Source organism: Streptomyces sp. NPDC050416 (assembly GCF_044458845.1).
GTDB lineage: Bacteria > Actinomycetota > Actinomycetes > Streptomycetales > Streptomycetaceae > Streptomyces.
In genome coordinates, this window is record NZ_JBITII010000002.1 from 189063 (window position 1) to 201643 (window position 12581).

Here is a 12581-nt window from a genome sequence, read left to right on the forward strand (position 1 = left end):
CCTATCGGCCCGCACTGACGTCCTCGGAGTGCGGTTCCTCACCGGACGGCTCCCCGAGACTGGACGACTCCCCGAGACCGGACGGCTCCCCGAGCAGCAGCCGCTCCAGCGCGGCCCGGTCCGGCAGGTCGTCCGGCCGTACGACCTCGCCGCTGCGCACGTACAGGAACGCGGCCGTGACCGACTCCGGCGGGACGCCCTGCTGCTCGGCCCAGGCGAGGCGGTAGACGGCGAGCTGGAGCGGGTCGGCGGTGCGGGTGCGGTTCGTCTTCCAGTCGACGATCTCGTACGTCGTCTCCTGGCCGTCGCCCTCCTTGTAGACGGCGTCGATGCGGCCCCTCACGACGCGGCCGGCGATCTCGAGCTGGAAGGGGGCCTCCACCCGGTAGGGCGTGCGGTGCGCGTACACCGTGCGCTCGAAGGCGTCCTTGAGTGCTTCCAGGTCCTGTTCGTCGGCGATCTCGGCGTCGCCGCCGGGCAGGTCCCCGGGCTCCAGGAACGGCAGCGTCAGTGCTTCGAAGCGTGCCTCTACCCACGCGTGGAAACGGGTGCCTCGGCGGGCGGCGGGCTGGGGCGGGCGGGGCATGGGGCGGGCCAGTTCCTGCGCGAAGCCGTCCGGATCGGCGGCCAGACGCAGCAGCTGGGACGCGGTGAGCGACGCGGGCAGGGGGACCTCGGTGACGCTGTCGCGGGCGCGCAGGAGTTCTCCGGTGAGGGCGTCGAGGTCGCGGTCCCAGGAGGCGACGGTGCGGGATTCCTCGGGGGTGAGGCGGGGGTGTTCCGGCGCCGTCGGGTGTGGGCGCGCGGCGGGGAGTTCCGGGGAGGTCGCCTGGTGCGGGACGGTGGGGTGGTTCGCCGGCCGCTCGCCCCGGTCGGTCGGCCGCTCCACCCTGCCAGTCGGCCACTCCTCAGGGTCGACCGGCTTCTCCCGGTCGGTCGGCCGCTTCTCCCCGTCCGCCGACTCTCCCGCGACGGCGTCGTCCTCGATGGGGTCGTCGTCGATGGGGTCGTCGTCGAAGGGATCGTCGTCGAACGGGTCCGGTTCGTCGTACGGAGGCTCGTCGTCCTCGGGGGGCGGCGGCCACTCCGGGTCGTCGACCCTGTCCGGGTCGTGCGCGGCCGCGGGGTGCCCGTCCTCGTGGGACGCCAGGTCCTCCAGGTGCGCCAGGACGGTCGCCGCGGCCGCGCGGCGGCGGGCCAGGGCCGTCTCGTCCAGGGGCAGGGGCCACACCTGGTCGGCGGTGTCCTGGTGCAGGGCCGGGTTCTCCTCGTCCTCGGCGGGTTCGTCCGCCCAGGCCTCGATCTCGCCGTAACCGGCCGCGCAGTGATCGTGGAGGGCCTGGAGGAACGCGGACGGCCCGCGGCGCTTCTTCTGCGTGGATCCCCACCAGTGGCCGGAGCCGAGGAGCAGCGAGCGGGGGCGGGTGAAGGTGACGTAGCCGAGGCGGAGTTCCTCGGTGTGCTGGTGGTCCTTCATGGCCTCGTGGAAGGCTCTCAGGCCCCTGGCGTCCCAGGACTCGACGTCGGGCAGGGTGTCGGCGTCGCCGCGCAGCCGGTGCGGCAGGACCTTGCCCTGGGAGGTCCACTTCTCGCGGCCCTGGCTGCTGGGGAAGGTGCCGGTGACCAGCCCGGGGACGACCACGACGTCCCATTCAAGGCCCTTGGACTTGTGTGCGGTGAGCACTTTGACGGTGTTCTCGCCACCGGGGAGGGCGTTGTCGAGGCCCTTCTCGTACTGCGCGGCGGTGCGCAGGAAGCCGAGGAAGGCGAGCAGGGTGGCCTCGTTGTCGCCGGCGGCGAAGGAGGCGGCGACGTCGAGGAAGTTGGACAGGGTCTCGCGGCGGCGCGCGGCCAGGGCGTGCGGGGACGCCGACAGCTCGATCTCCAGGCCGGTGACGGCGAGGACGCGGTGCAGGACGTCCATCAGCGGGTCGGCCAGGGAGCGGCGCAGCTCGCGCAGTTCCGTGGCCAGGCGGGCGAAGCGCACGCGCGCGTCGGGCGAGAAGGGCAGTCCGTCGTCGTCCCCGTGGCCGTCCAGCGGCGTCTCCAGGAACGTGTCGAGGGCGTCCGCGAGCGAGATCACCTCGGCCGGGTCGACCCCCTCGACGGCCTCGGCGAGCCGGCGGTCCGGGTCGTCGTCGCCCTCCACGCGCGCGTGGGACACCAGGAGCCGGGCGCGCCGCCCCAGCAGGGCGAGGTCGCGCGGGCCGATGCGCCAGCGCGGGCCGGTGAGCAGGCGCACCAGGGAGGCGTTGGCGCCGGGGTCCTGGAGGACCTCGCAGACGGCGACCAGGTCGGCGATCTCGGGCAGGTGCAGCAGCCCGGACAGGCCGACCACCTCGACGGGGATGTCCCGGGCGACCAGGGCGCCCTGGATCTCGGCGAAGTCGGTCGCCGTACGGCACAGCACGGCGATCTCACCGGGTGCCGTCCCGGTCCGTACGAGGTGGGCGACGGAGTCGGCGGCCCAGTCGATCTCTTCGGCGTGGGTGGGCAGCAGGGCGCAGCGGACCATGCCGTCGCGTTCGGCGCCGGGGGCCGGGCGGAGGGCCTCCACGCCCGCGTGCAGGGCGCGCAGGGGCTCCGCGAGGCCGTTCGCGAGGTCGAGGAGGCGGCCGCCGCTGCGGCGGTTCTCGCTGAGCGCCTGCCGGGTCGCGGGGCGGCCGTCGGCGTGGGCGAAGTGCTCGGGGAAGTCGTCGAGGTTGGCGACGGAGGCGCCACGCCAGCCGTAGATGGCCTGGCAGGGGTCGCCGACGGCAGTGACCGGGTGGCCGGTGCCCTCGCCGAACAGGCCGGCCAAGAGGACGCGTTGGGCGACCGACGTGTCCTGGTACTCGTCGAGCAGGACCACCCGGAACTCGTCGCGCAGGGCGCTTCCCACCTCGGGGATCTTCGCGAGCCGGGCCGACAGGGCGATCTGGTCGCCGAAGTCGAGCAGGTCCCGCTCGCGCTTGGCGGCCCGGTAGCGGGTGACCAGCTCGGCCAGTTCGCGGCGGGCGGCGGCCGCTTCGGGCACCTTGCGCAGATCGGCGTTGGTGAGCTTGGCGCCGCGCAGGGTCAGCAGCAGTTCGGCGTCGTACGCGCGCAGCGCCTCCGGGCGGACGAGGTGCTCGGAGAGCTCTGCGTCGAGAGCGAGGAGGTCGCCGACCAGGTCCGGGAAGGAGCGGGTCAGGGCCGGGTAGGTCGCCGGGGCCTCGCGCAGCACGCGCGCGGCGAGCTGGAAGCGGGTGGCGTCGGCGAGCAGCCGGGACGTGGGCTCCAGGCCGATGCGCAGGCCGTGGTCGGCCAGCAGGCGGCCCGCGAAGGCGTGGTACGTGGAGATCACCGGCTCGCCCGGCGGGTTGTCCGGGTCGATGGCGTCCGGGTCGGTGACGCCGGCCCGGACGAGCGCCTTGCGGACGCGCTCGGCGAGTTCGGCGGCGGCCTTGTTGGTGAAGGTGAGACCGAGCACCTGCTCGGGTGCGACCTGGCCGGTGCCGACCAGCCACACCACGCGTGCCGCCATCACCGTCGTCTTGCCCGAGCCGGCTCCGGCCACGATCACCTGCGGCGCGGGCGGCGCGGTGATGCAGGCGATCTGCTCCGGGGTGAAGGGGATGCCGAGGAGCTCCTTGAGCTGCTCGGGGTCAGTGATACGGGCGGGCACGTCAGAGAGGCTAGCGGCGACCACTGACAGTGGCGGCCCGATCGGCTTTCGGGGCGGAAGATGCGCAGGTCAGCACAGGTGGTGCGATAGATCACTCCACGACATGGCGGCCCTCCTGCCGCGCGCTGCACGAGGCCCGGAACGCGCAGTGCGTGCAGTGCTGGCCCGCGGTCGGCGTGAAGCGTTCGTCGAGGACCTTGCCGGCCGCGGTGGCCAGCAGATCACCGACCCACTCCCCCTCCAGCGGCTCCTGGGCCTGCACCTTGGGCAGGGTCTCCCCGCCGTCGCGCTGGGCGGCGCCCTGGCGCAGATGGACGAGTTCCGCGCCGCCCGGCTCGGGGCGCACCCCGTCGAAGACGTCGTCGACGGCGCCCTCGCGGACGGCCAGCTGGTAGACGGCGAGCTGCGGGTGGCGCTCCACCTCCTTGCCGGTGGGCGCCTGTTTGCCGGTCTTGAAGTCGACGACGTAGGCACGTCCCTCGCCGTCCGCCTCCACACGGTCCATCTGGCCGCGGATGCGCACCTGGTAGTCGCCGGCTTCCAGGGTGACGTCGAAGTCGTGCTCGCTGGCCACCGGGGTACGGCCGGTGCGGTCCATGACGTGCCACTTCAGGAACCGTTCGAGCGCCATGCGCGCGTTGTCCTTCTCCTGGTCCGACTTCCACGGCGCGTCGAAGGCCAGGGCGTTCCACACGGAGTCGAGCCGTTCCATGAGGACGGACAGGTCGGCCGGGGTGTGCCCGGAGGCGACCTCGTCGGCGAGGACGTGCACCACGTTGCCGAAGCCCTGGGCGGCGGTCGCGGGCGCGTCGGCCTTCACCTCGCGGCCCAGGAACCACTGCAGGGCGCAGGTGTTGGCGAGCTGGTCGAGGGCGCTGCCGGAGAGCACGACGGGCTGGTCCCGGTCGCGCAGGGGCACCTTGGACTCGGTCGGCTCGAACATGCCCCACCAGCGGTAGGGGTGCGCGGACGGCACCAAGGGGCGGCCGTCCTCGTCGGCGAGGGCGGCGAGCCGGGCGAGGCGGCGGGCGGCGGCTTCCCGGAGGGCGTCGGAGACACGCGGGTCGACCGTGGTGGCGCGCAGTTCGGCGACGAGTGCCGCGACGGACAGCGGGCGGCGCGGGCGTCCCGTGACGTCCTTGGGTTCGACGCCGAGTTCGGTCAGGAAGCGGGAGGGCTGGTCGCCGTCGTCCGCCGGGGCCTTGACGGCGGTCACGACGAGGCGTTCACGCGCGCGCGTGGCGGCCACGTAGAACAGGCGGCGCTCCTCGGCGAGCAGCGCCCCGGGGGTGAGGGGTTCGGCGAGTCCGTCGCGGCCGATGCGGTCGGCCTCCAGCAGGGAGCCCCGGCGGCGCAGATCCGGCCACAGGCCTTCCTGGACGCCGGCGACGACCACAAGGCGCCATTCCAGGCCCTTGGAGCGGTGCGCGGTCATCAGACGCACCGCGTCGGGGCGTACAGCACGGCGCGTGAGGGTGTCGGCGGCGATGTCCTCGGCGTCGATCTCCTCCAGGAAGTTGAGGGCGCCCCGGCCTCCGGTGCGCTCCTCGGCACGGGCCGCGGTCGCGAACAGCGCGCAGACGGCGTCCAGATCGCGGTCCGCGTTGCGCCCGGCGGCGCCGCCCCGGCGTGCGGCCCGCTCCAGCCGCGTGGGCCACGGCGTGCCCTCCCAGAGGTCCCACAGCGCCTCCTCGGCCGTACCGCCGCCCGCCAGCCGCTCACGGGCCTTGCGCAGGAGCGCGCCGAGGCGCTGGGCGCCACGCGCGTACGTGGGGTCGTGCACGGCGAGGCGCTCCGGCTCGGCGAGTGCCTGCGCGAGCAGGACGTCGGACGGCGGCGGCAGCGGGTTGCCCGCCGCCCGCTCCTCGTCGCGCAGGGCCCGGCCGAGGCGGCGCAGGTCGGCGGCGTCCATGCTCGCGAGCGGGGAGGTGAGGAGGGTGAGGGCGGTGTCGGTGTCGAGCCAGCAGGTGTCCGGCTGCGCGGAAGGTGTGTCCCCGGAGAAGGTGTCGGGCTGCGCGGAAGAGGTGTCCTCAAAGGAGGTGTCCCCCTCGGAGTCCTGAGGCTCGGCGGGTGCCGTCCCAGAAGTCCCCGCCTCCGCCGCGGCCACCGCCCGCAGCGCCGTCAGCAGTGGTGCCACGGCCGGTTCATGACGCAGGGGCACGTCGTCACCGTCGACGTCCACGGGGACGCCGGCCGCCGTGAGGGCGCGGCGGACCGTCGGGATGGTGCGGGAACCGGCGCGCACCAGGACGGCCATCTCACTCCAGGGGACGCCGTCCTCCAGGTGGGCCCTGCGGAGGATGTCGGCGATGTTGTCCAGCTCCGTCCCGGGCGTCGGGTACGTGTACGCCTCGACGCGGCCGCCGTCCCGTACAGGCGCGAGTTCGCGGTGGGCGCGCACCTTCTCGGCGGGCAGGCGGGTCAGCGGCATGCGCTGGGTCAGCAGCCGGGTGGCGGCCAGCAGGGCGGCTCCGGAGCGGCGGGACGTGCGCAGCACCGCGACGGGGGCCGGGCGGCCGTCCGCGCGCGGGAAGGCGTGCGGGAAGTCGAGGATGCCGTTCACGTCCGCCCCGCGGAACGCGTAGATCGACTGGTCGGGGTCACCGAACGCGACGAGCGTGCGACCGCCGCCGGCGAGTGCGTGCAGCAGTCGTACCTGAGCGGGATCCGTGTCCTGGTACTCGTCGACGAAGACGGCGTCGTACCGGGCGGCGAGCCGCGCGGCCACCTCGGGCCTGCGGGCGAGAAGCACCGCGCGGTGGACGAGTTCCGCGTAGTCGATCACGCCCTGGAGGTCGAGCACGTCGAGGTACTCGGCGAGGAAGGCGGCCGCGGCACGCCAGTCGGGGCGCCCGGTGCGGCGGGCGAAGGCCTCCAGGGCGTCCGGCCCGAGACCCAGTTCACGGGTGCGGGCGAGGACCGCGCGGACCTCGTCCGCGAAACCACGGGTGGTCAGGCAGGCGCGCAGTTCGTCCGGCCAGCGCACGTGCGCGAGCCCGAGCCGCTCCAGGTCCACCTGACCGGCGAGCAGTTCCCGGACCGAGACGTCCTGCTCGGGGCCGGACAGCAGCCGAAGCGGCTCCACGAACAGGTCGCTGTCCTGGTGCGCGCGGACCAGGGCGTAGCAGAACGAGTGGAAGGTGGTGGCCTGGGGCGCGTGGGCCGCGCCGCTGCGCAGGGCCATGCGGTCGCGCAGTTCGACGGCCGCCCTGCGGCTGAAGGTGAGCACCAGTATGCGGTCGGGATCTCCTCCCCGGGCGATGCGCTCGGCCACTGACTCGACGAGTGTGGTGGTCTTGCCGGTGCCCGGACCTGCGAGGACGAGCAGCGGGCCGGTGGTGTGGTCAACCACGGAACGCTGCGCGGCGTCCAAAAGAGGGGGGTCCTGCCGGTCAGGAGGGGTACGTACCAGTCGGTAAGCGCCACGACTCCCCTGCCGCACCCGGGGGTACGGCAGGCCGCTGGTGGAGGAAGAGGAGCTCACGTGGTTCGCCGGTCCTGGTGGAAGTGCTGGTTGACGGGCCACCGCGCGTGGCGGGCGGTGACCGCGGGGTGACGGGGACGCGTGCAGCCGACGCTACGCCGACGAGTGAGGCGGAAGCAGGGCTTCCCCTTCTTCCCGCCAGTCACCCGAGGCCCTCATGGCACTCGATGCGCTTGCGGCACTCATGTCCCTCATCTCACGAACGTACGTCATCTCGGCGACGTGCCCCGATTCCCCCGTCAGGATCATCGGTCACACAGGAGGGCGTCCGATGGCGGAAGCTGTCAGGTGTGACCCTCCGCGCGTTCGCCGCCGTCCCAGCGCGCCCGTCTCATGTCGAGGCGCGGCATATGGCCCTCGGCGGCCCGGCTCGCCTCCTTAAGGGGCGTGCCCTCCGCGCGGTAGTGGCCGAGCGCCCGCTGCTCGTGCCCCGGCAGCAGGACGCCGTCCGCGCGGACTACACGCCACCACGGAACGGCTCCGCCGTAGAGGGCCATCACACGGCCGACCTGCCGCGGACCGCCCTCCTCCAGCCACTCGGCGACGTCCCCGTATGTCATGACACGGCCCGGCGGGATCATTTCGGCGACGTCCAGGACCCGCTCGGCGTACGCGGGCAGCGCTTCCCCGGGCTCCTCACGGGTGTCGCCGTACCCCGTCCGGGCGTCCTGCGCGCCGGCGTCCTGCGGAAGGCTTTCCTCGCTCATCCGCCCCATCCTGCCCCACCCCACCGACAACGGGACGGGCGTGCTCCGGAGCGTTTTCCTCACCCGGCGGGAGCGCGTCGGGCAGACTGTCCGCCCCCGCATGTGCACCCTGATGCCCCCGTGTGTCGGTGCGGCATGCCACCATCGTGCGGGCGGTGACCGGTGATACGAGACCAAGAAGAGACGATGAAGCAGCAGGGTGCGCATCCCGAGGACCCGGAGGGCACCTCTGACGCTTCGTCGCGCCCGGGCACTCCGGACGACGGCCCGGAACCGGCCGGTGAGCAGGCCGGGACGGCCGCGCAGCAGTCCGGCGACAAAGCGCCGACGGCCACGGAGCAGTCCGGCGACAAGGCGCCGACGACCGCCGCGAAGTCCGGCGAGAAGGCCCCGGCATCCGACAGGAAGGCCCCCGCGTCCGCCGCGAAGTCCGGCAAGAGGACCCCGGCGTCCGCGGATGACGAGGAGACCGTGCACATCGACGAGGTGGAGGGCGACGAACCGCTGCTGCCCGCGCGCGTGCACCGCCCGTCCGACCTGATGCGGCTCCTGGTGGGCGTGCTCGCCGTCGCGCTGCTGATCGGCATCGCCGCGTTCGCGCACGGCACGACCTCAGGCCTCGAACAGGACATCAACAAGGGCACGGGCCAGGCACCCGACCTGCTCATCAAGATCGCGGGACTGGCCTCCAGCATCGCGATCCTGCTGGTGCCGGTCGCCTTCGCCATCGAGCGGCTGATCAAGCGCGACGGGCTCAGAATCGCCGACGGCGTCCTCGCGGCCGTCCTCGCCCACGGTGTGACCCTCGCCACCGACCTCTGGGTCGCCCGCGCCGCCCCCGGCTCGATCCAGGAGGCGCTCACCCAGCCCTCCCCCGGTGACATCCACGCGCTGACCGACCCGGTGCACGGCTATCTGGCGCCGGTCATCGCGTACATGACGGCTGTCGGCATGTCACGCCGGCCCAGATGGCGCACGGTGCTGTGGGTCGTGCTGCTCCTCGACGCCTTCTCGATGCTCGTCACCGGGTACACGACACCGTTCTCGATCATCCTGACGGTACTGATCGGCTGGACCGTGGCCTACGGCACGCTCTACGCGGTCGGCTCGCCCAACGTCCGGCCCACCGGGCAGACCCTGATGGCGGGCCTGCGGACCGTCGGCTTCCGCCCGGTCAGCGCGTCCCGCGAGGACACCTCGGACAACCCCGACGCCGGCGACCGGGGCCGCCGCTACTTCGTGACCCTCGAGGACGGCCCGCCGCTGGACGTGACGGTGGTCGACCGGGAGCAGCAGGCCCAGGGCTTCTTCTACCGAGCGTGGCGCAACCTGACCCTGCGCGGCTTCGCCACCCGCAGCAGCCTCCAGTCGCTGCGCCAGGCCCTGGAGCAGGAGGCGCTGCTGGCGTACGCGGCGATCGCGGCCGGTGCCAACGCGCCCAAGCTGATCGCCACCTCCGAGCTGGGTCCCGACGCGGTGATGCTCGTCTACGAGCACAGCGGCGGCCGCACCCTGGACTCGCTGCCGGACGAGGAGATCACCGACGACCTGCTGAGCGACACCTGGCACCAGGTGAAGGCGCTCCAGTCCCGGCGCATCGCGCACCGCAGGCTGGTCGGTGACGCGATTCTGGTGGATCGTTCCGGCACGGTGATCCTCACCGATCTGCGCGTCGGCGAGATCGCGGCCGGTGACCTGCTGCTGCGGATGGACACGTCCCAGCTGCTGGTGACCCTCGGCCTCCGGGTGGGCGCGGAGCGGGCGGTCGCCTCGGCGGTGGAGGTGCTCGGCCCCGACGCGGTGGCGGACTGCCTGCCGATGCTCCAGCCCATCGCGCTCAGCCGCTCCACGCGCGCGACGCTGCGCAGGCTGGCCCGGGAGCGGGCACAGCGCGAGCGCGAGGCGGTCCTGGAGGCGTCCCGGCAGGCCAAGCAGGCGCGCCTGGAGGACGCCTCGGACGAGGCCGTGCCGGTCCTGGAGAAACCCGACAAGAAGGCCGTGCGGGCCGAACAGCGGGCCGAGAAGCGGGCCATCGACGAGGCCCTGGAGGAGGCGCGCGAGGAGGACCTGCTCACGCAGATCCGGCACGAGGTGCTGCGGATCAGGCCGCAGGCACCCGTCGAGCCGGCCCGGCTGGAGCGGGTGCGTCCACGCACGCTGATCAGTTTCATGGCCGGCGCGATCGGCGCGTACTTCCTGCTGACGCAGCTCACGCACATCGAGTTCGGGCCGCTCATCGCGAACGCCGAATGGGGCTGGGTCGCCGCGGCCGTGCTGTTCTCGATGTTCAGTTACGTCGCGGCGGCGATGGCCCTGCTGGGGTTCGTGCCCGAGCGGGTGCCGTTCGTGCGGACCGTGGCGGCGCAGGTCGCCGGGTCGTTCGTGAAGATCGTCGCCCCGGCGGCGGTGGGCGGTGTCGCCCTCAACACCCGCTTCCTCCAGCGCGCGGGAGTGCGGCCGGGGCTCGCGGTGGCGAGCGTCGGAGCGTCGCAGCTGTTCGGGCTGGGCTGTCACATCCTGATGCTGCTGTCCTTCGGCTATCTGACCGGAACCGAGAAGACGCCGTCCCTGTCGCCGTCCCGGACGGTCATCGCCGGTCTGCTGACGGTGGCGGTGCTCGTGCTCGTGGTGACCTCGGTGCCGTTCCTGCGGAAGTTCGTCGTCACGCGCGTGAGGTCGCTGTTCGCCGGGGTCGTGCCGCGCATGCTGGACGTGCTCCAGCGGCCGCAGAAGCTGGTCACCGGCATCGGCGGCATGCTGCTGCTGACCGCCTGCTTCGTGATGTGCCTGGACGCGTCGATCCGCGCGTTCGGCGACGAGTCCACGTCGATCAGCCTCGCCAGCGTCGCCGTCGTCTTCCTCGCGGGCAACGCCCTGGGGTCCGCGGCGCCGACCCCGGGCGGCGTGGGCGCGGTCGAGGCGACCCTGACCGTCGGCCTGATCGCCGTCGGGCTGCCGAAGGAGGTCGCGGCACCGGCGGTCCTGCTGTTCCGCCTGCTGACACTGTGGCTGCCCGTGCTGCCGGGCTGGCTGGCCTTCAACCACCTCACGCGCAAGCAGGCCCTCTGACCCGGCCTGTCCAGGCCCTTCAGACCACCGAAGCACCATCAGCCCCGCTTACCTCGTACGGCACGCGTCCCGCGCGGGCGGCACTCCGCCGCCGCAGGATGGAACCATGCCGACCCTCCTCCGGCTGCGTGCCGCCGCCCTGACCGCCACCGCCGTGCTGCTGTCCGCCGTGCTGGCGGGCTGCGGTGACGACGACGCCAAGGAGGAGGACCTGACGCGGCAGGAGCTGAGCTGGAAGGACTGCCCGACCCCGTCCGACGCACAGGGGGGAGGCGCCGCGCCCTCACCGCTGCCGGACGGCGGCGAGTGGCAGTGCGCCACCATGAAGGCCCCGCTCGACTGGGACGACCCCAAGGGCGACACGATCGGCCTCGAACTCATCCGGGCCAGGAGCAGCGGCGACGAGAGTGCCCGCATCGGCTCGCTCATCTTCAACTTCGGCGGCCCAGGAGGCTCGGGCGTCACCTCGCTGCCGGCCTTCGCCGAGGACTACGGCACCCTGCGCACCCGCTACGACCTGGTCAGCTTCGACCCCCGTGGAGTCGGCCGCAGCGCCCCCGTCATCTGTGAGAACGACCAGCAGCTCGACGCCTACTTCCAGCAGGACGCCACGCCCGACGACCCCGCCGAACGCGGCGAACTCCTGGAGAACACCAAGGAGTTCAACGACGCCTGCGAGCAGAACTCCAAGAAGATCCTGCCGCACGTGCGCACCACCGACGCGGCACGCGACCTGGACCTGATGCGCCAGGTCCTCGGCGACGACAAACTGCACTACTTCGGCATCTCCTACGGCACCGAACTCGGCGGCGTCTACGCCCACCTGTTCCCCGAGCGGGTCGGCCGCGCCGTGTTCGACGCCGTCGTCGACCCCACGCAGAACGCCGAACAGGGCTCGCTCGGACAGGCCGAGGGCTTCCAGCTCGCCCTGGACAACTTCGCCGAGGACTGCGTGTCGAAGACCGAGGAGTGCCCCCTCGGCGACAGCGCGCAGGACGTGAAGGACCGCATCGCGAGACTGCTGAAAGACCTCGACCGCACACCGATCCCGGGAGTCTTCCCCCGCCAGCTGACCCAGAGCGCGGCGACCAGCGGCATCCTCCAGGCGCTGTACTCCAAGGAATTCTGGGAGTACCTCACCGAGGGCCTGCAGCAGGCGTACGACGGCGACGGCAGCATCCTGATGCTGCTGTCCGACACGATGAACGGGCGCGAGGACAACGGCGAGTACAGCAACATCACCGCCGCCAACGTCGCCATCAACTGCGCGGATGACAAACCCCGCTACGACACCGCCTTCGTGGAGCGGAAACTGCCCGAGTTCCGGGCGGCCTCCGACCTGTTCGGCGACTTCCTGGCCTGGGGCATGATCAGCTGCACCGACTGGCCCGTGCCGGGCGCCGCCGACCACCCGGACGTGAGCGCTCCGGGCTCGGCGCCCATCCTGGTCGTCGGCAACACCGGCGACCCGGCGACCCCGTACGAGGGCGCGCACAAGATGGTGGAGGCGCTGGGCAAGGGGGTCGGGGTCGAGCTGACGTACCGAGGGCAGGGGCACGGCGCGTACGACAGCAAGAACAAGTGCGTGCGGGGCGCGGTGGACGGCTATCTGCTGGACGGAAAGGTGCCGCGGGCGGGGACCGTCTGCACCTGATCTCAGGCCCACCTCGACAAA

Annotated in this window: 5 protein-coding genes; 2 read left to right on the forward strand and 3 right to left on the reverse strand. The window is 72.8% G+C overall.

Annotated features, from left to right (window positions below):
• Position 1 precedes the first annotated feature (1 nt).
• The 3 genes from ACIBL4_RS05870 to ACIBL4_RS05880 form a co-directional block, all read right to left on the reverse strand.
• The gene (locus ACIBL4_RS05870) at positions 2-3646 is read right to left on the reverse strand and encodes a UvrD-helicase domain-containing protein (RefSeq protein WP_399406895.1); all 3645 of its coding nucleotides are present in this window, start codon (positions 3644-3646) and stop codon (positions 2-4) included.
• Positions 3647-3737: 91 nt separating this feature from the next.
• Positions 3738-7130, reverse strand: coding sequence for an ATP-dependent helicase (locus ACIBL4_RS05875; protein WP_399406898.1), 3393 nt, complete (start codon positions 7128-7130; stop codon positions 3738-3740).
• A gap of 284 nt (positions 7131-7414) precedes the next feature.
• Positions 7415-7837: an MGMT family protein gene (locus tag ACIBL4_RS05880; protein ID WP_399406900.1), complete on the reverse strand. Its 423-nt coding sequence runs from the start codon at positions 7835-7837 to the stop codon at positions 7415-7417.
• Between the two features lie 186 nt (positions 7838-8023).
• Between ACIBL4_RS05880 and ACIBL4_RS05885 the strand changes: the two genes are divergently transcribed.
• Together ACIBL4_RS05885 and ACIBL4_RS05890 are read left to right on the forward strand one after the other, a co-directional pair.
• Positions 8024-10906 (forward strand): lysylphosphatidylglycerol synthase domain-containing protein, encoded by a 2883-nt coding sequence (locus tag ACIBL4_RS05885; RefSeq protein ID WP_399406902.1) that lies wholly within the window; start codon positions 8024-8026, stop codon positions 10904-10906.
• Positions 10907-11012: 106 nt separating this feature from the next.
• Positions 11013-12560: an alpha/beta hydrolase gene (locus tag ACIBL4_RS05890; protein WP_399406904.1), complete on the forward strand. Its 1548-nt coding sequence runs from the start codon at positions 11013-11015 to the stop codon at positions 12558-12560.
• The last annotated feature ends 21 nt before the right edge of the window (positions 12561-12581 follow it).